At 44.8% G+C, this 20,012-nt stretch carries 24 protein-coding genes and 1 pseudogene; 3 read left to right on the top strand and 22 right to left on the bottom strand.

Translation table 11 applies throughout. The annotated features are described in order from the left end of the window. The 8 genes and pseudogenes from ACHBHN_RS04055 to ACHBHN_RS04090 all read right to left on the bottom strand — a co-directional run. Positions 1 to 227 (bottom strand): DNA cytosine methyltransferase (locus ACHBHN_RS04055; RefSeq protein WP_394733662.1); only part of this gene is annotated, 227 nt, incomplete at its 3' end. A gap of 148 nt (positions 228 to 375) precedes the next feature. Then, positions 376 to 1,194, bottom strand: coding sequence for a replication initiator protein A (locus ACHBHN_RS04060; protein ID WP_044684029.1), 819 nt, complete (start codon positions 1,192 to 1,194; stop codon positions 376 to 378). 2 nt (positions 1,195 to 1,196) lie between these two features. Beyond that, positions 1,197 to 1,364 (bottom strand): hypothetical protein, encoded by a 168-nt coding sequence (locus tag ACHBHN_RS04065; RefSeq protein WP_043029208.1) that lies wholly within the window; start codon positions 1,362 to 1,364, stop codon positions 1,197 to 1,199. Positions 1,365 to 1,530: 166 nt separating this feature from the next. After that, positions 1,531 to 1,647, bottom strand: a pseudogene (locus ACHBHN_RS04070) (DNA mismatch repair protein MutT); the annotation flags it as partial. Positions 1,648 to 1,651: 4 nt separating this feature from the next. Then, a complete protein-coding gene (locus ACHBHN_RS04075; protein ID WP_394733663.1) occupies positions 1,652 to 2,020 on the bottom strand; it encodes a hypothetical protein in 369 nt (122 codons plus the stop codon). Continuing rightward, entirely contained in the window at positions 2,013 to 2,603 is a 591-nt protein-coding gene (gene rnmV, locus ACHBHN_RS04080) for a ribonuclease M5 (protein WP_394733664.1), read from the bottom strand. Before rnmV ends, ACHBHN_RS04075 begins: the two co-directional genes overlap by 8 nt. After that, positions 2,566 to 3,348 carry a TatD family hydrolase gene (locus ACHBHN_RS04085; RefSeq protein ID WP_105122253.1) on the bottom strand — a complete coding sequence of 261 codons (783 nt, stop codon included), beginning with the start codon at positions 3,346 to 3,348 and terminating at the stop codon, positions 2,566 to 2,568. Before ACHBHN_RS04085 ends, rnmV begins: the two co-directional genes overlap by 38 nt. Before the next feature lie 230 nt (positions 3,349 to 3,578). Then, a complete protein-coding gene (locus tag ACHBHN_RS04090; RefSeq protein ID WP_172079658.1) occupies positions 3,579 to 4,805 on the bottom strand; it encodes an ArgE/DapE family deacylase in 1,227 nt (408 codons plus the stop codon). A 146-nt stretch (positions 4,806 to 4,951) separates the two neighbouring features. On the opposite strand from ACHBHN_RS04090, the gene ACHBHN_RS04095 reads away from it, so the two are divergent. Continuing rightward, the gene (locus tag ACHBHN_RS04095; RefSeq protein WP_394732673.1) at positions 4,952 to 5,833 is read left to right on the top strand and encodes a diacylglycerol/lipid kinase family protein; all 882 of its coding nucleotides are present in this window, start codon (positions 4,952 to 4,954) and stop codon (positions 5,831 to 5,833) included. 51 nt (positions 5,834 to 5,884) lie between these two features. On the opposite strand, the gene rpmH is transcribed toward ACHBHN_RS04095, so the two are convergent. The 9 genes from rpmH to ACHBHN_RS04140 form a co-directional block, all read right to left on the bottom strand. Beyond that, entirely contained in the window at positions 5,885 to 6,022 is a 138-nt protein-coding gene (gene rpmH, locus ACHBHN_RS04100) for a 50S ribosomal protein L34 (protein WP_018368178.1), read from the bottom strand. Between the two features lie 157 nt (positions 6,023 to 6,179). Beyond that, positions 6,180 to 7,190 carry an RNA-binding cell elongation regulator Jag/EloR gene (gene jag, locus ACHBHN_RS04105; RefSeq protein ID WP_394732672.1) on the bottom strand — a complete coding sequence of 337 codons (1,011 nt, stop codon included), beginning with the start codon at positions 7,188 to 7,190 and terminating at the stop codon, positions 6,180 to 6,182. 18 nt (positions 7,191 to 7,208) lie between these two features. Continuing rightward, entirely contained in the window at positions 7,209 to 8,018 is an 810-nt protein-coding gene (locus tag ACHBHN_RS04110; protein WP_105111056.1) for a YidC/Oxa1 family membrane protein insertase, read from the bottom strand. After that, a complete protein-coding gene (gene rnpA, locus ACHBHN_RS04115; protein WP_105122258.1) occupies positions 8,002 to 8,361 on the bottom strand; it encodes a ribonuclease P protein component in 360 nt (119 codons plus the stop codon). The genes ACHBHN_RS04110 and rnpA overlap by 17 nt, the downstream gene beginning before the upstream one ends. A gap of 86 nt (positions 8,362 to 8,447) precedes the next feature. Continuing rightward, positions 8,448 to 9,836 (bottom strand): argininosuccinate lyase, encoded by a 1,389-nt coding sequence (argH, locus tag ACHBHN_RS04120; RefSeq protein WP_394732671.1) that lies wholly within the window; start codon positions 9,834 to 9,836, stop codon positions 8,448 to 8,450. Positions 9,837 to 9,842: 6 nt separating this feature from the next. After that, on the bottom strand, positions 9,843 to 11,039 hold the full coding sequence (locus tag ACHBHN_RS04125) for an argininosuccinate synthase (protein ID WP_105111059.1): 1,197 nt from the start codon (positions 11,037 to 11,039) through the stop codon (positions 9,843 to 9,845). 191 nt (positions 11,040 to 11,230) lie between these two features. After that, positions 11,231 to 11,779: a hypothetical protein gene (locus tag ACHBHN_RS04130; RefSeq protein WP_105160358.1), complete on the bottom strand. Its 549-nt coding sequence runs from the start codon at positions 11,777 to 11,779 to the stop codon at positions 11,231 to 11,233. 70 nt (positions 11,780 to 11,849) lie between these two features. Next, the gene (locus ACHBHN_RS04135; RefSeq protein ID WP_024397302.1) at positions 11,850 to 12,377 is read right to left on the bottom strand and encodes a transcription repressor NadR; all 528 of its coding nucleotides are present in this window, start codon (positions 12,375 to 12,377) and stop codon (positions 11,850 to 11,852) included. Positions 12,378 to 12,480: 103 nt separating this feature from the next. After that, positions 12,481 to 13,356 carry a VOC family protein gene (locus ACHBHN_RS04140; protein ID WP_394732670.1) on the bottom strand — a complete coding sequence of 292 codons (876 nt, stop codon included), beginning with the start codon at positions 13,354 to 13,356 and terminating at the stop codon, positions 12,481 to 12,483. A 121-nt stretch (positions 13,357 to 13,477) separates the two neighbouring features. Here ACHBHN_RS04140 and ACHBHN_RS04145 point away from each other — a divergent pair, with 121 nt between their 5' ends. Then, positions 13,478 to 14,008, top strand: a complete 531-nt coding sequence (locus ACHBHN_RS04145) for an NUDIX domain-containing protein (RefSeq protein WP_394732669.1) — start codon at positions 13,478 to 13,480, stop codon at positions 14,006 to 14,008. On the opposite strand, the gene ACHBHN_RS04150 is transcribed toward ACHBHN_RS04145, so the two are convergent. Then, on the bottom strand, positions 13,967 to 14,257 hold the full coding sequence (locus ACHBHN_RS04150; RefSeq protein WP_394732668.1) for a hypothetical protein: 291 nt from the start codon (positions 14,255 to 14,257) through the stop codon (positions 13,967 to 13,969). The two genes, ACHBHN_RS04145 and ACHBHN_RS04150, sit on opposite strands and share 42 nt — an antisense overlap. Positions 14,258 to 14,332: 75 nt before the next feature. Between ACHBHN_RS04150 and ACHBHN_RS04155 the strand changes: the two genes are divergently transcribed. Continuing rightward, the gene (locus ACHBHN_RS04155; RefSeq protein ID WP_394732667.1) at positions 14,333 to 14,695 is read left to right on the top strand and encodes a MerR family transcriptional regulator; all 363 of its coding nucleotides are present in this window, start codon (positions 14,333 to 14,335) and stop codon (positions 14,693 to 14,695) included. A gap of 36 nt (positions 14,696 to 14,731) precedes the next feature. On the opposite strand, the gene mmuM is transcribed toward ACHBHN_RS04155, so the two are convergent. The 4 genes from mmuM to ACHBHN_RS04175 form a co-directional block, all read right to left on the bottom strand. Continuing rightward, positions 14,732 to 15,679 (bottom strand): homocysteine S-methyltransferase, encoded by a 948-nt coding sequence (gene mmuM / locus ACHBHN_RS04160; RefSeq protein ID WP_394732666.1) that lies wholly within the window; start codon positions 15,677 to 15,679, stop codon positions 14,732 to 14,734. Between the two features lie 12 nt (positions 15,680 to 15,691). Next, a complete protein-coding gene (locus ACHBHN_RS04165) occupies positions 15,692 to 17,068 on the bottom strand; it encodes an amino acid permease (protein ID WP_394732665.1) in 1,377 nt (458 codons plus the stop codon). Positions 17,069 to 17,205: 137 nt separating this feature from the next. After that, positions 17,206 to 18,660: a glutamate--tRNA ligase gene (gene gltX, locus ACHBHN_RS04170; RefSeq protein ID WP_394732664.1), complete on the bottom strand. Its 1,455-nt coding sequence runs from the start codon at positions 18,658 to 18,660 to the stop codon at positions 17,206 to 17,208. A 71-nt stretch (positions 18,661 to 18,731) separates the two neighbouring features. Beyond that, the gene (locus ACHBHN_RS04175) at positions 18,732 to 20,012 is read right to left on the bottom strand and encodes an MFS transporter (protein ID WP_394733665.1); all 1,281 of its coding nucleotides are present in this window, start codon (positions 20,010 to 20,012) and stop codon (positions 18,732 to 18,734) included.

Below are 20,012 nucleotides of genomic sequence, written 5' to 3' on the forward strand. Positions count from 1 at the left end.
GGAAATCCCCCGCAGATGATGTCCACTTGCCCTCTAAATTGTCTAAAGTCATGGTCTGTGACCTCTTTAATGTCATGATATTCTATTTCCCCTTCTGTGTTAAACATGGCTTTATAAGATGTTCTGGCGAACTTATCAATTTCACAAAAGCCCAAACACTCATGGCCCTGTGATTCCATTCCTAGTCTAAAACCGCCTATCCCAGCAAATAAATCTAAAAACTTCATTTTTCCTCTCTTTCCAACTAAAAAAGAGCCTTACACTTGTAAAACTCTTGCCTATATATGATCATCCATTTCTGGTGCTCGGATGATTTCAACAATCAAAATGATGATTGAAATCAAATAGATTCCACCTAGTATCCACCAAATCATCTTAATCACCTCCCTTTACTTCTTGTCGTCTCAGTTGCTTGGTCCATTCTGACAGCACACCATTAAACACGTATTCAGCTATCACTTCCGCTGACCGAGCAAATCGCATATGTTCCAAAGCATACTGATAACGGTCACTAAAATAGAGCATGGCATAGTCACTAGCCGACTGAGATAGACCCGTCTGTCTTAACTGGTCATGAACCAAACCCCAAATATAGTCTCGATCGTACTTGGTAACGCCATCGACTTTTGAAGTAAAGTTTTCTTCTTGTTTCTCATCTACCAGCTGCCTCTCCTCCTCGTCCTCAATAAGGAAATCACTCCCTTTAGTTTCACTATACTTAGTCTCACTTCCTTCAGTCTCACTAGGGGCTGAATATAAGACCGGCCCCGTCTTTCTTTGAGACCCCCCTAGTGTTTTTTTAACACTAGCCCCGTCTGAATTTGAGACAGGGGTAGGTTCATGTTCCAACTCCCCCAAGTAAATCTTATTGGCCATTCGTCCTCTTTCACTAGAGGACTGTTGGACTTCATCGATTAAGCCATATTCGCGTAAGGTTTTCTTGATAGAGAGTAGTTTTGACTTTGAACAGCCTAAAAGTGCCATCAGATTTGAATTGGAATAAATCAAATATATAGCTCCATCCTCATCAATCCAACCTTTACTCAAAGACAATTCCAACCGATCTTTTAAAACCGCGTAGGCTACCTTAACCTCCAGTTTCATATCCTTATACCGTTCACTCTCAAACAAGACTTTTGGGAGTTTATAATAACGCTCTGATGTCTGATATTGATTAGCGGTAATACGTTTCATGATTATCCCTCCAAGACTAAAAGTCCAACATTTCCGAATTCATCAAATCGGATTAAACCTACTTGTTCCATTTCATCAATTAGCTGAGTTGCTTTCACAATATCAACTCCTAAAATAGTCACGAGATGACATATCACGATTTGGCGTGATGATTGTTCCTTCTTTTGCATGAATTCCTCCTGAAAATAAAAAAACGAGAACACTTATTAACATGTTCTCGCTTATGCGATATTATAAATAATAAAATAAATTTTTCCTCCTTAACGACAGATTGTAGAACGCTCAAATCCTTGATTTATCAGCGTTTTAAGCACCTGTCATTATTATGACACAATCCCCACCCGGAAACGTGACGCCCGGCCACTTTGCTGACTTTCGTTCCTGGACCAACACCCGCTGACCGTCTGTAATCATGCACATATTGGTTAGGATGACTTGTTCTAGTCTAGACATTGCCCTATCTCCCCAGATCATCAAAATAATAGAGATTCAAAAATTCTTCCCCAGTAACTGGACGTTCAAAAGTGTAAAACCAACGATAAACTTCTACAGCTGGTCCATCAAACTCTACCCTGTCGTCCATTTCTTGCACACCGGCAATATGAAACAAACGGCTCTGCTTCCAAATACCATCCGCATTGATATAGCCATCTTCGACCAGATCACGCAAATAGTCAAGTAGCGCTTCCGTGTTAACCTGCTCATCCTCCCAAACAAGGACATTAGCCGGCAGCAAGTAGGTCACTTCTTCATAAGATGAGTAATTCTCATAAGTTGGCTCAAACTCGTTTTTTACCAAGCACTTAACAGCGTAAACTCTATCCATGATAGCTCACCATACACTCCTCAACTTCCGCCAAGCTTATCCCAAACAATTCCAATCGTTTGAGGAGTTGCTTGCCATTACAATAGCCAATTCTGAGCTGTTCGCCCAGATATTCTCTGCGTCTACGACTATCCGCCCCCATGAGAAGCCCCAATCGCATGAGGTCAGACTTGGTAATGTCAAAGTTATTTTCATCATCATAGTAACCACGCACGCCTGCTAGGGCCTTTTCTAAGTCTTCAAAGCTAGCGTGCTCAATGCCCAAGGACCGCCCTTTTGTTTTGGACTTGGGGGTAGCCTCGTCCCGCTGTAAAAAAGCGTGTTTGACCGTAGGAATGGCCTGCATAATGATCTTTCGAATCCGCTCCCCATTGTAGTCTGGGTCGGTAAAGACAATGACTCCCCGCAGGTCATGGAGTTTCTCGATGCGTTCCAAGTCATCGTCTGATATGGCAGAGCCTCTGGTTTCGTAGGTATCCACCTCATAAAACCGCTTCAAGTTTGCCGTATCGTCCTTTCCCTCGACAACGAGGACTTCTTGTATCTTAATTTTCTGTGTCAATTCTGAACAAGCTCCTTGCATTCTCGTAGGTCGCTCTCGCCACCTCTTCGACCGATTGGTTGCGAAGCTGGGCCAGCATATCCACCACATATCTAGTGTAGCCGGTGCGATTTTCCCGACCACGCTTGGGAACTGGGGCCAGGTAGGGCGCATCCGTCTCGACCAGGATTTTTTCTAGGGGCAATGCTTGCGCCGCTTCCTGAAGTTCGACAGCTTTCTTGAAGGTCACCACTCCCGAGAATGAGATGTGCATACCCAGGTCCATGAAAGCTTGAGCCTCCTCCAGAGTGCCAGAGAAGGAATGCATGATGCCTCCGCGTGGACCGACACCGACTTCCCTGATGATCTGGTAAGTATCTTCCAGAGCGTCGCGAGTATGAACCACAAAGGGTAAGTCCAACTGCTTGGCCAGCTCCATCTGTCGCTTGAAAACACGAGCCTGGGTTTCCTTATCCGCCGTCATCCAATAGTAGTCCAGCCCAATCTCCCCCAGGGCAATGACCTTGGGATGTTTGAGTGCCTCAAGCAAGTAGCTTTCTACTTCCTCATCATAGGTGCCAGCCTCTGTCGGATGCCAGCCCAATGTCAGATAAATTTCAGGGTGCTGGTCAGCAAGCTCCATAGCCTTGTCAATGGTTGCTCGGTCAAAACCGACCAAATTGTGGAGGGTGACCCCCATTTCCTTGGCAAAATCTAATTCCTCTTGAACCCGACCGTCAAACTGCTCTACGTTGAGGTGGGTGTGTGTATCAAAAATTTCTATCATCATACTTCTCTTTCTTTTCTACCATTATACCATAAGCCACCTCTGTATTTGGCTGAGAAAAAGCACCGAACCCTGTCCGATGCTTTCTTTTATGGTCATTCTTCAAGCTGGCCGTCCTTAAATCCTGTGAGATCTTTTCTGTCTCTAGTATATTATATTTTTGAATAGAGTATAAACAGATGACCCCGATAACAGTTTTATCTTTCATCAGTATCCGGCAAACATTCCAATTATGAAAGATAGTCAGATAGAATGGCTTGATAAATCGCAATAAAATCCCAGTACTGCTCCACCGGTAAACGTTCATCAATCTTGTGATTGAGCATGGGAATGCCTGGGCCATAGACGGCCACGTCAAACGTTTTCTCCGACAGAGTAAATTGGGCTGCATCGGTTGTTCCCGATACCGCTAGAGGGACTAAGGTGGTTGGCAGATCGTTTTGTCCTGACAGGTCACCTCCTAAAACCTCTTCCATCTGCTTCAACTGGGCAGGAACCTGTAAACTAGGAAACTGCTGCTGTACTTTCAAAATAGACTGAATGAGTGGAGAATTCTTATCACTAACAACTGGTTTTTGATCAGCAGTCACCTCTATACTTAAATCAAATCCTTCTTGCTCATTCAGCTCTTCAATCACTTCCTTGACTGTTCGAATTACGTCTTGGTTATCAAAAGCAGGGATTGTCCTGGCATTAGCTTCAAAACTTGCCCAATCGGGAATAGAATTCACCTGTTGCCCCCCTGTTACCACCGTAATATTATGAAAGGTTTGACCCAACTCTGGATCAGTATGCTTTGTTGCTTCTTGTGCAATAGCTTCTGATATCTTCAGCATAGCATGATTGAGGTGCTCAATGGCATTGTTCCCGAGTTCTGGCATGGAAGAATGGGCTGCCGTACCCTTGGAAGTGACCTTGTAGTTCAACGAGCCTTTATGAGCATAAATAATCCCAATATTACAAGGTTCTCCAATTAGCATACCATCTAAATCATCCACATAGCCCAGCTTCGTTAGCTGCTTGGAACCATATTCTCCAACTTCTTCACCAACAGTCGCCAACAATCGAATGGTCCCTGAATAGTCTTGTGATTCATGGAGGGCAACCATAGCCAGAACAAGAGCAGCAAGACCCGACTTCATATCTGAAGCTCCCCGTCCCCAAAGAATCTTGTTTTCATCAACGAAACCTGAAAAAGGAGAATGGGTCCAATCCTCGGCATTTCCAGCACTGACAACATCCAAATGACCAGTTAGACCCAATTTTTTCCCAGGCCCATTTGAAATTTCCGCTACTAAACTGGCACGTCTTGGCGCAAATTCCACTAACTCGCTCTCGATGCCATGAGCAGATAAAAACTCTTGAATATAGCGAGCCAGTTCTTCTTCATTGTCATTTTCTGTATTAATCTGTATCATGTCCTGTAACAATTGGACTGCTTCTTCTTTTGTTACCATATCGATCCCTCCTTATAATATCCTAGTATATCACTTTTAATTGTTTTTTGATATATTGAATTCACGTGACAAGGAGCTTCCTTTTGCAATCACAGCCTAAATACCTTATAATATAGAGGTAAGTTGTATTTTGAAAGGAGATTCGCATGAAAAAAGCTTTATTAGTAGTGAATCCTAGTTCTGGTGGGGAACGTGCCCTGGAGTTTAGAGACTTGGCCCAGGTCAAATTGGAGGAATATTTTAACCAAGTCCTTATAAAAGAAACTCAAAAAGGCGGAGATGCTTGCCAATTCGTCAAGGAGGCTGCACAAGAAGGTTTTGACAGTGTCTTTGTCATGGGCGGAGATGGGACAGTTAACGAGGGCATCAGTGGTCTGGCTAAGGAAGAATATCGACCGAATTTTGGATTTTTCCCACTAGGTACGGTCAACGACTTAGCGCGAGCCTTGGGAATTCCCCTTGATCCAGCGCAAGCTATTAAACAATTTGATCCAAACCGTAAGCGCCCTCTTGATATTGGCCAGGTCAACGATAGCTACTTTATGAATGTCGTGGCAATCGGCGCTATTCCACAAGCTATCAATAATATTGATCCAGATGAGAAAACCCGCTATGGGAAGATGGCCTATTTCATCAATGGCTTCAAGGAATTGATAAACAACCAACGCTATGAGTTTCAGATTCAATTAGACGGTGAGACTAAGGAAATTGCCTCGACAACCATCCTGATTGGACTGACTAATTCCATTGGTGGGTTTGAAACCCTTCTTCCAGATGCCAAGGTAGATGACGGCCTTTTACACCTGCTCTATCTGAAAGATAGCCACTTCTTAAATACGGTATCTGCCATTCCTCAGCTGATGGGCGGCGTCACAGAAGAAAGTAATAGCCTGGGTTATGAAACCTTCAAGGAAGGGGAAATCAAACTTCTCGATGGGGACCTACAAATCAACATTGATGGAGACGAGGGAGATCGTCTTCCTATTCGTATCTCGGTCCTTCCATCTCACCTATCTGTTTATTATTAAAAAAGAAAAAACCAGCAGACTCGAGTTTCTGCTGGTTTTACATTCGACTTCTTATGCCACTGCAAGCACTTTACGTCCTTTACGACGACGAGCTGCTAAGACACGACGGCCGTTTTTGGTTGACATACGGTTACGGAATCCGTGTTTACGAGCACGACGGATTTTACTTGGTTGAAAAGTACGTTTCACGATGAATACCTCCTCTTAGATTCTTGTATTCGTTTAGCCGGCTAGTTTTGATCAGTTACTAAACATACCAAACTATTTTATAAGAATTCTGACTGTTTGTCAAGGCATTTTGACCTATTTTCAGTAAGGAGTGTGAAAAAAAGAGGCTAAACCTCTTTTAATCGTTGTGTCCTTCAATGTCCACGACCACATAGCGGTTAGGCTCGCTACCTTCAGAATAGCTGGTCAATCCGTCCATTTTGGAAATAATCCGGTGGATAATCTTGCGCTCGCTGCTAGACATCGGATCTGTGTGATAGGCCTCTTGTTCTGCCAGGACCCGCTCCGCCAATTTTTGAGCGTAGCCTTGCAAGACTTCTGCACGATGTTCCACATAGTCATTAACGTTGATACTGATGTAGAAATTGCGCTCATAGCGGTTGTAGAGGAAGTTCTGCGCCAACAATTGCAACGCCTTCAAGACCTTGCCGTGGTAGCCGATTACGCGACCAGGCTCATTTGTATCAACCTGAATGTTGATGGTACGGCGGTTATAGCTGGTCTCGATCCGTGCCTCAACGTCCATGTCATCCAAGATTTCCTGCACGTAAGCTGATACTTCTGCCACCACCTGCTCAATGTCATGCTGTTGCTCGATTTTAATGTCTAAGTCTGAAAATTCTTCCGATTTTGAAACAGACTCTGTCTCCTCAGTAGCCTCAGGAGTTTCAACAACTTCTTCAATTGTCTCTTCTGCAGAGGCCGGTTGCAGGAGTTCTTCTGGCAAAATTTCGATACGACCTGTTTCTTCTAAAATCGTAGTCGCTTCTTTTTCATTTTTCAGAATCTGAGCCTTGATATCATCCTCTAAGACCTCACCAGACTTTTCGTATTCCTTAACAGCGGCAACAACCTTACCAAGGTCAATCGTCGCTTCTGATACACTTTTCACTGGCTCGTTTTGCTCGTTGATTTCATCTGGAACGCCACGAACAGCCTTCTGGTTAGCCTTGACAACCGTTGTTTCATTGATAACATCAATATCGACGACCGCTGGTCTCTTACCAAAACCAAGGAAACCTTTTTTCTCACGAGCAACGACAGTAATATGTGCCTTCTTACGAGGGATATTTAATTCTGCCAAACCATTTTGGATGGCTTCTTCAACATTTGCACCTGTAAATTTCATCTTTTCTCTCCTACTATCCTATTTCTTTTTCTGGGCTTTTTTCTGAGCTTTCCTAATTTTAGCCTGGCGCGCTTTCTCTGCATCAATCTTAGCTTGACGCTCTGCTATGATTTTAAAAGGATTATTGAAAATCAAGGTTTGAACAACTTGGTAGGCGTTGGACACGGTCCAATAAAGGGCAACCCCGCTAGCTGACGTCACGGCAAAGAAGAAAATGAGAAACGGCATGACGTACATCATCACGGTCAGAGCACCATTTTTCTCTGGCGCAGCCTTATTGGTCAACCAGGTACTAAGGAAGGTGAAGACCGCTGCCAGAATCGGCAAGATAAAGTACGGGTCCGGCTGCCCCAAGTTCATCCAGAGAAACTGGCCAACCTTGAGAGCATCCACCTTAGTCAGGGCTTGGAAAAGAGCCAAAAGAATGGGCATCTGGATCAAAAGCGGTATAAAGGATGACCCCATGCTGACGCCGTTTTCTTTGTAAAGACGCTGGGTCGCTTCAGCCAATAATTGGCGGCTTTCCATATCCTTGCCTGGATAGCGTTCCTGCAACTCTCTCAGCTGCGGCTGAATTTCCTGCATCTTGCGAGAGGATTTTGCCTGAATCTGAAAGAGTGGCAACAATAAGGTCCGAATCAAGATAGTGAAAAGGATAATCCCAATACCGATATGACCATTGATAGACAAGAATTGGATGATGCTGGCAAACCACTCAATGAGTGAATCCCAGGCACCCGAAGATTGGTTGCTGGCTTGATTTCCACAGGCCGCTAACACGACAAGGGACAGGGTCAAGAGGCCCGCCCATTTAATTTTCTTTTTCAATCTCAACACCTTCCTGGTAGAGTTTCGCAAGTTTCAAAACATGGAGCAGATTCTTCTTGATTTCTTGGTAGGTCAATTCCTCCACACCCTTACGGGCAATGATGACAAAATCCTCTGCCTGTATATCCTCTTTCAATTCAAGCAGAACATGCCGCAGGCGACGCTTGATTTTATTGCGTGTGACGGCATTTCCTAACTTCTTGCTGACAGATAAGCCTACACGAAAATGCTCTTTTTGATTGGCCAAACGGTAGACCACAAAGCGTCGATTGGCAACATTGTGTCCCTTGGAAAAAATATCATTGAAATCTCGTTCGCGCTTGACACGGTAGCTTTTTCTCAAACTGTCACTCCATCTTTCAAAATTACCTCTATTATACCATAAAATTCAAAAAAGCCAATAAACATCACGTTTAGAGGCATTTTTCGTTATTTATCTGGGTTTAATTCCGCTGTCGCTTGCTGAATTTGGTGTTGAACTGACTCAAATCCTGTCCCACCCAGTGAGGTTCTGCGTTCCACCGCTGTACGAGATTGCAGGGCCTGGTAGATGTCCTCCTCAATCAAGTCCGTCACTTCTTGGTAACGTTCCAGCGGAATATCCTGCAAGTAGTGACCAGCCTTGGTGCATTCCAAGACTAGCTTGCCGACCACTTCATGGGCCTGGCGGAAAGGCATTCCCTTGCTGGCCAAGTAGTCTGCCAACTCAGTCGCATTGGAGAAGTCTTTCTCGGTTGAAACAGCCATTCTATCCTTGTGAACGGTCATAGATTCCAGCATACCGGCCAGAATGTCAATGGCTACTGTAATGGTCTCCGCCGTGTCAAACATGCCCTCTTTATCTTCCTGGAGGTCTTTGTTGTAGGCCAATGGCAGAGCCTTCATGACGGTCAGTAAACCAACCAAATTGCCCACTACCCGACCCGATTTTCCTCTGATCAACTCTGCCATATCAGGATTTTTCTTCTGCGGCATGATAGAGGAACCTGTTGAGAAGGTGTCCGATAGGGTGACAAATTGGTACTCGTGGGAACACCAGTTGATGATTTCCTCGCATAGACGAGAAGCATGCATCATGAGAATAGAGCTATTAGACAAAAATTCCAAGATGAAATCACGGTCAGACACCGCATCCAATGAATTGCTGTAAGGTTTGGCAAAGCCCATCAAATCAGAAGTCAGTTGACGGTCAATGGGAAAAGTAGTTCCTGCAAGGGCCGCTGCGCCCAGCGGTGACATGTCCGCATGCTGGATATTGAAAGTAAAGCGCTCGCTGTCACGGGTGAACATTTGATAGTAGGCCATGAGATGGTGACCAAAAGAAATGGGTTGGGCATGCTGCAAGTGCGTATAGCCCGGCATAATGGTCTCCACATGTTCCTCAGCCAAATGGACCAAGACCTGACGTAGATTGGCCAATTTCTCAATCACCTCATGGAGCTTGTCCTTGAGATAGAGGTGCATGTCTGTCGCGACCTGGTCATTCCGTGAACGAGCCGTGTGGAGCTTGCCAGCCACTGGACCGATTTTTTCCGTCAAGAGCGATTCCATGTTCATGTGGATGTCTTCGTTGGTCACGTCGAATTCCAGCTGACCAGTCTCATACTCAGCCAAGAGCTCTTCCAGACCAGCCTTGATAGTGTCTGCTTCAGACTGCTCAATGATACCTGTCTGACCCAGCATGGTCACATGGGCAATGGATCCTTGAATATCAAACTTGGCTAGTTTCTGGTCGAAGCGGATAGAGGCACCAAATTCCTCCACCCAGGCCTCCAAGCTGGCCTCAAAACGACCGCCCCATAATTTCTTTTCCATCAAAATCTCCTATTGGTTTTGGTGATGTACTTCCGCATTTACCTTGGTTGGCAAGCCCCAGAGCTTGATAAAGCCGACTGCTGCTGCCTGGTCAAAGGTATCTGCACTTGTGTAGGTTGCAAGATTTTCATCATAGAGTGAGTTTGGTGATTTTCTAGCAACGACTTGAGCTGTACCCTTGAACAATTTTACCTTGGCAGTACCGTTTACCACTGACTGGGTTTGTTTCAAGTAAGCCTTCAAAGCATCTGTCGCTGGATTGAACCACAAACCGTTATAAATCAAGTTTGACAATTCATTGGAAATGATTGGTTTGAAGTGAGCTACTTCACGAACCAGGGTCAAATCTTCAATTTCCTTATGAGCTGTCAAGAGGGTAATGGCACCTGGGCACTCGTAGATTTCACGCGACTTGATACCCACCAAACGGTTCTCAACGTGGTCGATACGACCAACACCATGGGCACCCGCAATCACATTGAGTTTCTGAATCAAATTAGCCAGGCTCAGCTCTTCTCCATTGACGGCAACAGGTACACCAGACTTAAATTCGATTTCGACATATTCAGGCGTATCTGGTGCCTTTTCTGGAGCAGTCGTGATACCGAATGCATCTTCTGGCGCCTCGTTCCATGGATTTTCCAAGACACCACACTCATTGGCACGACCCCAAAGGTTTTGGTCGATTGAGTAAGGGCTGTCCAAATTAGCTGGAACCGGCACACCATTTTCCTTGGCAAAGATAATCTCTTCCTCACGAGACCAGTGCCATTCACGAACCGGAGCCACAACCTTCAAGTTTGGATCCAGGGCAGCGATTGCCACCTCAAAACGAACCTGGTCATTTCCCTTACCGGTACAACCGTGGGCAATAGTCGTCGCGCCAGTCTGGTGGGCAATTTCAACCAGTTTTTTAGAAATCAAAGGACGGCTGAGAGCGGATACCAATGGGTATTTTTGCTCATAGTAGGCTTGAGCTTGGAGGGCAGGAAGCACGTAGTCATAGGCAAACTCTTCCTTAACATCGATAACATGGGACTCAACCGCACCGATCGACAAGGCCTTGTCATGGATAAATTCCAAATCCTTACCCTCACCCACGTCCATGCAGACAGCGACAACATCATAATCCTTCTTCAACCATGCAATAGCAACCGAAGTATCCAAACCACCTGAATAGGCTAGGATTAATTTTTCTTTCGTCATAATCATTCTCATTTCTATTTAAATTAGCAAATAAAACTTAGTGACTATTATAGTGTATATTTATACTTTTTGCAACATATTTATACACATTTTTTAAAAAAATTGAATAAATCTCGTACATTTACAGAAAAAACAAGAAAAAGCCAGAGACTTTTCTCCGACTTCTAGACTATATTTTATCTCAACTCACATTAAGGTTGATAAATTTTCCGTTCTTTCAAGATTTTCCAAAAATAATATGCCAAACTAAAATCGAGTAATCCATGAAGTGCAGAACCTAGACCAACTAAGCCAAGCATAGTCATCCAATAAGTATCTGAAGTCTGCCCGCCCGAAGTCAGGGCCATGACCACAATATACTCCCCTAAGCCATGAAGTAGATTGAGACCAATCCCTAATAGGAAGAAACGCTTAGTGTCTATAAAACTTGGAAATCGTTTTATTATAAAAGCTCCCAGAGTAAGAAAAATCAAGTGGGTTAATGCACGAAATACGATGACAATAGGAAATCCTGCTAAAAAGAAGCCTAGACTGGAGCCCAATGCTACCAATATGGCCGTTGCTGGTGAAATAAACATTGCAATAAACAACGGAATATGACTAGCAAGTGTATAAGATGCTGGTCCAATAACAATTTTAATCGGCATTATCAATGGAATCAAAATAGCAAATGCAGTAAGAATCGCACTAATGGAAAGCTGCTTGACGGAACTTTTAGATGATAGTGTTAATTGGGACATAAGGAACCTCTCTTTCTATAGGTTCGATTATAAACCAAAACATTACAGGTGTCAAGACACCTGTAATGTTTTATTGATTTTCTAGCAAAATTCCTGCAGCCTTTAATACCAAAGAAAGTTCTTGGTAGGCTTGAACCGAGGGAAATGAGACAGTATGAGTATGAACTCCTTCTGTTAAATTACTCAATAGTACTCCTTTATAATGACTCAAATCATCTAAAAAACGGTCCCGATCTTCAAAACTGGTAATATTTAGTTTGCCAGATAATAGACCGTAAATAGGATGTTCAATTTCGACATCAAGGATTTGAGCTCCTCCCTCTAATAGGATAGTCAACTCTTTTTCAACATCTTCTGGTCCATGTTGACAAGCTATTTTACGAATATAAGCACCTTCAAGAGGCGCCAGAGAAGACTGCAGTAGGTAGCCTCTCGGAGTCGCCAAAACCAGATCCCCCTCTGCTCGAAGCAAGGCTATATCTCCCACAATCACCTGACGGCTCACTCCAAATTCTTTTGCTAGGTAATTCGCTGAAAGTGGTTGAGATGTTTCCTGTAAAAGTGATAAAATGTGCTTTCGTCTTTCTATTGCTTTCATGTGGTCTCCCCTCTACTTTCTTTCATTATACCAAAAACCGAGCCAATTCATTCTTGTCTAATAAAAAAAACAGAAACTGCTATCCAGTTCCTGCCAATCTTGACTAATTTAATATCGTTTGAATAGTTCCGATATCTAGACGTTTCATTGTCATTACTGCAGCATTCACAGCCTTAATCTGTTCTGGGCTAGCCGTATCGTATGCCTCCATCAAAATCCGCGGTACAATCTGCCAGGAAATCCCAAACTGGTCCTTGACCCAACCGCACATTTCCGCCTCTGGCACTGCTGACAGGAGGTCATAATAGAAATTGAGTTCATCCTGACTATCCACATAGACCATGAGCGAGAAGGCTTCGTTGAATGAAGCTTCACCACCGTAGCCGTGGTCCATGACAATCATTTTCTGTCCAGCGACAAGAAGTTCCGCGTAATTCAGCTTGGCAGCCTCAACAGCAGCCTCCCCTTCACCGTAGTAGGAAAGTTGACCGACACTAGCCTGAGGGAGCTTGTCCTTGTAGTAGTCCAACATAGGCTGGGCCAAACCAACCTGATCCTGAGAGAAGAGCAGGCAGATGTCAAACTGATAAGAATTGTCCAAGTCCGGTGCATAAGACAGTTGCCAAGACAGACCAAAGCGGTCTTCCAACCAGACATAGTAAGGGCTGAAAGGATATTCTCCCAAAGGCATGAGCACACGACCGCCTTCTGACAAGGCTTGGTACAAACGTGTCACTTCATCCTTGCTGGCTACATTGACCATGAGGGACATGGACTCATTGAGCTTAAAGTATGGACCCGCACTAATAGCCGCCAAGGTCATATCGCCCAGTTGAAACTGAATCAAATCCGAATCACCCGAAGGCGTATCCGTAATGGTGTAGGTCCAGTCCAGCTTGCCACCGAAGAGGTCCACATAAAAAGCCACCGCTTCTTTTGCCTCTGTGTCATACCAGAGATGAGGAATAATAGGTTGCATAAATTTCTCCTTTGAGTTAGTGGCCCCCAGTATAACACTTGTCCGTACAAAAACAAAACATGTTGCTTTGCACTTATAGATGTGCTATACTGAATAACTACAAAATTGACTGGAGAATGAAATGGAAATCTGGAACGCCTACACAGCCGACGGTCACTTGACCGACCATATCCTCACACGCGGAGAAACCATTCCCGATGGCCTATACCACCTAGTCGTCGAGTGCATCATCCGCCACCGCGACGGCAGCACCCTCTTCATGAAGCGCGACAGCACCAAGCCCTCCTACCCTGACTATTATGAAGCAACAGCAGGAGGCTCGGCCTTGTTTGGGGAAATAGCAGAGCAGGCCATATTACGCGAAGTCCGCGAAGAGACAGGCATTGAGCTGACAGCTGACCAACTCCGCCACCATACACACTTTATCGCCCATGATGACCAGTGCATTTTCCACTGCTACTGGGCTGAAACCAATTGGGACAAATCGACCATCCAACTCCAAACGGATGAAACCAGCAATTATATCTGGGTCCCACAAGAAAATTTGAAAGATTTTCTTGAAACAGAACTGGTCATTCCAAGGCAGAAGGACTATGTGGAGAGGCTGTTTTTAGAACAAGAACAGGGCAAGAACGAGAATGCTACTCAGTAAAAGATGAGATAAAAAGTGACTGAGACGATTTCTCCCAAAAAGAATGCGACCACCTAAGACACGCACACCGCAAGCCAAGATTAAACCGAAAATAAATCCCCAAACTGTCTGCCAGCCCAACAAACTGAGCAAGACTGGGGAGGAATATAAAACCAGTAACCAGTTAGGAAGTTGCTTACGATATACCCAAGCAGATAGCGGTAATAGCCCCAAATAAAGCACAATCAAGCATTTAACAACAATAATCATATAGAACTCCTTTCCCCACCAATTTATCATGAGGGGGTGACCCCCTGTCAAACGAAATTAGTAAAAGAGGAAGTTATGAAAACAGGACAAGTCATGCAACAATTTGGTATCAAACGTGATACGCTTCGTTTCTACACCGAACAAGGATTGCTACAACCTCAGCTGGTTAACGGTAACTACTACTGGAACGAAGCAGAAATCAACAACCTAGAAAATATACTAGGACTTCGCCAGTTAGGCCTATCTGTGAAAGCTATTATCCGTATCAAAGAACTTCACGACACCAAATGCGGCAGTCTCGAACAGCTAAAAGAAAACAAACAGGTTATACTGGATGAAATTGCCGACCGTGAAAAACAAATCCTCCTACTCCAAGAACAGAAGGAAAATCTAGAAAATCTACTCCAGCAGATTGAGGAAAAATTACAGAATTTATAACAAAATCCCCGCCGTCATGTGACAGCGGGGATACTTTTATTTCAATCCAGCAACTAGACTTGCAATATCGGCTGGTCGGGTACGGCAACACCCTCCAACTACATTGGCGCCCAGTTCGTGCCATTCAAGTGTGTTGTCCAGAAGAGAATGGCTGTCGCCTGCTTTTTCCTTCCAAGTTTGAGTGGCTCCATCATAGACTTCCCCAGAATTCGGATAAGTCACAAATGGTTTATCCGTTTTTTCTCTCAACTTGCCAAGGAAAGCTGAGTACAGCGAGGGAGCCGTACAGTTAAGACCAACCGCCAAAATCTGCTCACTGCTGTTGACCAGCTCTGCTATTTTTTCAATAGACGTTCCGTCAGAAATCGACTGCCCGTCCTGTGAGGTGAAACTGATATAGGCTTCAGCCTCTGGAAAATCCTCTGCCAGCAACTCTACCAAGGCTTGTGTTTCAAGAAAATTTGGAATGGTCTCCAAGGCCAAGAGTTCCGCACCCTGTTCTAGGAGGAGTTCGATTCTGCGACGGTGGAAATCTTTTAACTCTGACAGACTAATGTTGCCATAATCACCCGTGTATTCAGCACCGTTGGCCAAATAGGCTGCGTAGGGACCCACGTCACCTGAAATGAGAGGATAGGTTCGTTGTGCTTTTTCATCTTCAGCCAATTCAGCCCAGACCTCATCACGCGCTTCCTTGGCCAAATCAACGGTCAAGCGAATGAGGTCCTCCGCCTCTGCTTGTGACAAGCCAACTTCTGCTAATCCTTCAAAGGTCGCCTGATAGGTGGAGCTTGTCACCAAGTCCGCACCTGCACGGATATAATCTTTGTGAATATCCTTGATGAACTGGGGATTTTCCAATAGATACTTGGCAGACCAGAGCTTGCCCGATACATCATGACCACGAAACTCCAACTCTGTTCCAAGAGCACCGTGTAAAATGATATATTCCTTTTGTTCTAATAGTTCTTTAAAACGCCCCATACTTGAACCCTCCTACCACTTTTTAAAGCGGATATAGTGATAAATATAGCAGCCAATCATGAAAGGAACACCGAAGTATAGACCGGCACGCTGTGAAGGATCCCAGCCGATTCCAATGATGGAAATAACTAGCAGAATAACGGTAATCCATGGTAAGGTCGGTGAAAATGGCGTCTTGTATTCCAATTCCTCTTCACTGTGAGTTTTCAAAAATTCACGACGGAAACCGATTTGTGCAAGCGGAATAGCCAACCAAGCAATGACAACTGCAAAACCAGCGATAGAAACCAGGGCCAAGAAGATGGTATCTTCTGCATAAATTGACGCAATCAAGGCTATTACAACACCAATCATGGACAAAATCATGCCACGCATAGGCACACCATGCTTATTAATCTTCACTAATTCCTTACTAATCATGCCTTCATTGGCCAAAGACCACAGCATACGACTTGAAGCGTAAAGTCCTGAAGTTGAGGCTGATAAGATAGCTGTCAAAATGATGAAGTTCATAATATCTGCATCATAAGGGAAGCCAATCTTGTCCAAGACAAGCACAAACGGCGCTTCTGTCACACCTGCCTCTGACATAGGAAGTAGGGCTGCCAAAACAACAATTGTCAAGACAAAGAAGATAACCAAAAGACCGATGGTCGATTTAATAGCTTGTGGCACGGCTTTCTTAGGGTTATCTGTCTCCCCTGCCGCAATTCCAATCATTTCCACACCTGAAAAGGCATAGTTAACAGACAGCATGACCGTGATAAAACCAACCAGACCATTAGGAAGTAAACCGTTACTTGTGATATTGTTAAACAGTGGCGCAGCATTGGTTCCCTCAAATGGCAAAATACCAAAAATAGCCAAAGTCCCAAGCACGATAAAGGCTGCTATGGCATAGACCTTGATAGACGAGAGCGCATCCTCCGCCTTGGCAAACCAGCCAACTGATAGGGTGTTCAAACCAAATACAATAACTGCAAAAATCGTCGCAAAAATCCAAATCGGTACACTAGGAAACCAGCGTTGCATGAGCTGGGCTGCCCCAACAAACTGCGAGGCCAGAGCAACGACCCAGCAGAGCCAATACATCCAGGCCACCATAAAACCAGTACCTGGACTGATAAACTTGGTCGCATAAGTGTGGAAAGATCCAGTCACCGGCATTGCAACCGACAATTCACCCAAAGAAAACATGACCAAATAGACCATGACAGCTCCGAAAAGATAGGCCGCAATAGCTCCAAAAGGCCCAGCCTGTGCAATGGTATAGCCTGAACTCAAGAACAAACCTGTCCCGATAACCCCACCGATAGACAACATCTGCAAATGGCGACTGTTCATCTCTCGATTAAAAGTACCCTGATTTTCAAAATTATGATTTTCCATACACTCTCCTAAATTCTTGTGATTAGTCTATCATACCATGAATTTTCAGAAACTGGTTATATCGTTTTCAAGCTTATTTCCATAGTTTTAAACTATAACAAATCCCCACCGCCATATGACAGTGGGGATTATTTGTATTACAAACTCTTCAACATATTCTCAATATGCTGGATAGATTTTTCACGGCCGAGGAGGTAAATAGTGTTTGGCAACTCTGGCCCATGCATTTCACCTGAAACAGCGATACGGATTGGCATGAAGAGGTTTTTGCCCTTGATGCCTGTTTCTTTTTGAACAGCCTTGATTTGTGGGAAGATGTTATCTGGTTGGAAATCCTCGTCCGTCATGGCTTCCAATTTTTCCTTAAGAGCATTGAGGACAGTCGGAACAGTCTCACCTGCCATGACTTCTTTTTCTTCATCCGTCAATTCTGGAAAATCAGAGAAGAAAAGGTCTGTCAAACCAACGATTTCATCCGCAGATGACATTTGTGGCTTGTAAAGTTCCACCAATTTTTCTGCCTTGTCTGTCAAGCGACCAGCCTCTTCCAAGAATGGTTTAGCAAGGTTGAAAATGGTCTCCAAATCAGCTTTTTTGATGTATTCATTGCCCATCCAAGCCAACTTTTTCGGATCGAAGGAAGCTGGTGACTTGCTGAGGCGGTTCTCGTCAAAGAGTTGGATAAATTGCTCACGGGAGAAGATTTCTTCCTCACCACCAGGAGTCCAACCCAAAAGTGTGATAAAGTTGAAAACAGCTTCTGGCAGGTAGCCTTTTTTGCGGTAATCTTCGATAAAGGCAAGGGTATTGGTGTCACGTTTGGACAATTTTTTACCCGTTGCAGAGTTGATAATCAAGGTCATGTGGGCAAATTCTGGCGCTTCCCAGCCCAGTGCCTCATAGACCATGAGTTGCTTGGGTGTATTGGCAATATGGTCATCCCCACGGATAACGTGCGAAATCTCCATCAAATAATCGTCAATCACCACGGCAAAGTTGTAGGTTGGGTAACCGTCACGTTTCTGGATAACCCAGTCACCACCAATGTTGCCACCTTCGAACTCGATTTGACCCTTAACCATGTCATTCCACTTGTAGATACCAGCTTCATTGACAGCCAAGCGTACAGTTGGGACAATGCCAGCCGCCTCACGCTCTGCGATATAGGCAGTTTTTTCATCCTCAGACATGCCAAGGTATTCATTGATATAGCGAGGTGTTTCACCTGCAGCTTCCTGGCGCTCACGCTCCGCCGCCAACTCTTCTTCGGTCACGTAAGACTTGTAGGCCTTTCCTGAAGCCAAGAGCTCATCGACATACTTCTGGTAAATATCCAAACGCTCAGACTGGCGGTATTGCTCATGGGTTTCTGGGCTTTCATCCCAATCAATGCCCAACCAACGCAGGTTTTCCAGCTGAGAACGCTCTCCGTCTTCCACATGGCGTTTACGGTCTGTGTCCTCGATACGAATAAGGAAAGTACCGCCGTGATGACGGGCAAAAAGATAGTTGAACAATGCTGTACGGGCATTTCCGATATGCAAAAGTCCTGTTGGACTTGGTGCGTAACGCACACGAATTGGTTTAGTCATGTTTCTCTCCTGTAAAATTTCAATCAAGAACATTATAGCATAGTTGCCCCGCAGATAACAGAAAAATCAGCCTAAGCAGACTGATTTTGAGGTGTTTTTTGCTTGCGGGCCAGCCAGTAGAGGACGTATAGGACTAAGATTCCAGTAGCTGATAGGAAAAGACCGCTAATCTGATCGACGGCCAATACCAAGACCAGACCTGAAACAAGTAGGCGAACAAAAGCCTGACCCAGCATAAAGTAGGTCGATACTGCACCGCCGATAGTTGCCAGTTGCTCCTCTGGCATGGAGTTGACAAACTTGGCATTAAACTTGGGACCACTAGCCCCAAAGCTAATTCCCATTGTAGTAAGGAAGAAGAAAATAATTGGCAGTTGATGTAGCAACATTCCGACAAAAACGCCAAGAAGAGAGAAAGTGGCTACCACTTCCAGCGTCACCATGCTGGTCTTTTTGAAGAGGCTAAAGACCAAGGTCGAACCCAAGATATTGCCAACAAAGAAAATCAAAATGGTCAGGGCAAGAGTCGTTTCAACATTAAGGAAGACGAGGCCTGGGTCTTCGCTAATCAAGAGGACCAGAATAGGATAGAGAATCGCTCCACAGGCATTGATAAGGGGGCTGGTAATCAGGACCAGACGGAACTCGGGAATCTTGCGAAGCTCCACGATGGCTTGCTTGAAGGAAGCTAGAATGCCCGGTCCTTTGGTTTTTTGCTCAGTCTGGCTCGGCTGCTCTGCTATTTTCAAAGGCTGCTCCGTCAGGAGTTTGCGAAAGGCTGGTGTCAGCAGCTGCATAATGAGGAGGGCGGCTAAAAAGGTGCCGGCGTTGAGAAAGGCCAGGTTTTGGTAGGAGAGGAGGCCGACCAAGAGGGCAGAGAGGGCCTGAAAGGCGATGTTGAGGAGGCTGGTCACGGTCTGGCGAAAGGCCGAGTACTGCTCCCGCTCTTCCTTGGGCGCTACGCGTAATCCCAGAGGTGTATAGAGGCCGTTTTCATAGAAGCCGGCGAAGTCTGCAAAGACATTGAAAGTTGCAGCCACCACGACAATCCAGAGGGCTGGCTCAAAGCCCATGCAGAATCCGAGGATGAGGTAGAGAAGGACACGGAAGAGAAGGGTCAGCTTGATAGTGCCGATTTTGTTGACTGTCTTATCTGCCAAATAGCCTGTAAAGAGTCCCATAAAGCTAGGGAAGATTTCCGAGAAGGTCACAATCGCCAGAGCCAGACGGCTGTTGGGCACCAGCAAAACATAGTTCATCAAGGCCAGATAATAGACCACATCGCCAAAATTGGACAGCATATCCGCAGTCAATACCCATAGGTAAGTAGTATTTTTCAAAATCTTTTTCAT

This window comes from Streptococcus sp. A22, assembly GCF_043674215.1.
GTDB lineage: Bacteria > Bacillota > Bacilli > Lactobacillales > Streptococcaceae > Streptococcus > Streptococcus suis_V.

Bases quoted from the DNA above. Each gene is read 5' to 3' on its own strand.
- ACHBHN_RS04060 (WP_044684029.1), bottom strand. From the start codon at position 1,194: ATGAAACGTATTACCGCTAATCAATATCAGACATCAGAGCGTTATTAT.
- ACHBHN_RS04065 (WP_043029208.1), bottom strand. From the start codon at position 1,364: ATGCAAAAGAAGGAACAATCATCACGCCAAATCGTGATATGTCATCTC.
- ACHBHN_RS04075 (WP_394733663.1), bottom strand. From the start codon at position 2,020: ATGGATAGAGTTTACGCTGTTAAGTGCTTGGTAAAAAACGAGTTTGAG.
- rnmV (WP_394733664.1), bottom strand. From the start codon at position 2,603: ATGCAAGGAGCTTGTTCAGAATTGACACAGAAAATTAAGATACAAGAA.
- ACHBHN_RS04085 (WP_105122253.1), bottom strand. From the start codon at position 3,348: ATGATAGAAATTTTTGATACACACACCCACCTCAACGTAGAGCAGTTT.
- ACHBHN_RS04090 (WP_172079658.1), bottom strand. From the start codon at position 4,805: ATGGTAACAAAAGAAGAAGCAGTCCAATTGTTACAGGACATGATACAG.
- ACHBHN_RS04095 (WP_394732673.1), top strand. From the start codon at position 4,952: ATGAAAAAAGCTTTATTAGTAGTGAATCCTAGTTCTGGTGGGGAACGT.
- jag (WP_394732672.1), bottom strand. From the start codon at position 7,190: ATGAAATTTACAGGTGCAAATGTTGAAGAAGCCATCCAAAATGGTTTG.
- ACHBHN_RS04125 (WP_105111059.1), bottom strand. From the start codon at position 11,039: ATGACGAAAGAAAAATTAATCCTAGCCTATTCAGGTGGTTTGGATACT.
- ACHBHN_RS04130 (WP_105160358.1), bottom strand. From the start codon at position 11,779: ATGTCCCAATTAACACTATCATCTAAAAGTTCCGTCAAGCAGCTTTCC.
- ACHBHN_RS04135 (WP_024397302.1), bottom strand. From the start codon at position 12,377: ATGAAAGCAATAGAAAGACGAAAGCACATTTTATCACTTTTACAGGAA.
- ACHBHN_RS04140 (WP_394732670.1), bottom strand. From the start codon at position 13,356: ATGCAACCTATTATTCCTCATCTCTGGTATGACACAGAGGCAAAAGAA.
- ACHBHN_RS04145 (WP_394732669.1), top strand. From the start codon at position 13,478: ATGGAAATCTGGAACGCCTACACAGCCGACGGTCACTTGACCGACCAT.
- ACHBHN_RS04150 (WP_394732668.1), bottom strand. From the start codon at position 14,257: ATGATTATTGTTGTTAAATGCTTGATTGTGCTTTATTTGGGGCTATTA.
- ACHBHN_RS04155 (WP_394732667.1), top strand. From the start codon at position 14,333: ATGAAAACAGGACAAGTCATGCAACAATTTGGTATCAAACGTGATACG.
- mmuM (WP_394732666.1), bottom strand. From the start codon at position 15,679: ATGGGGCGTTTTAAAGAACTATTAGAACAAAAGGAATATATCATTTTA.
- ACHBHN_RS04165 (WP_394732665.1), bottom strand. From the start codon at position 17,068: ATGGAAAATCATAATTTTGAAAATCAGGGTACTTTTAATCGAGAGATG.
- gltX (WP_394732664.1), bottom strand. From the start codon at position 18,660: ATGACTAAACCAATTCGTGTGCGTTACGCACCAAGTCCAACAGGACTT.
- ACHBHN_RS04175 (WP_394733665.1), bottom strand. From the start codon at position 20,012: ATGAAAAAGATTTTGAAAAATACTACTTACCTATGGGTATTGACTGCG.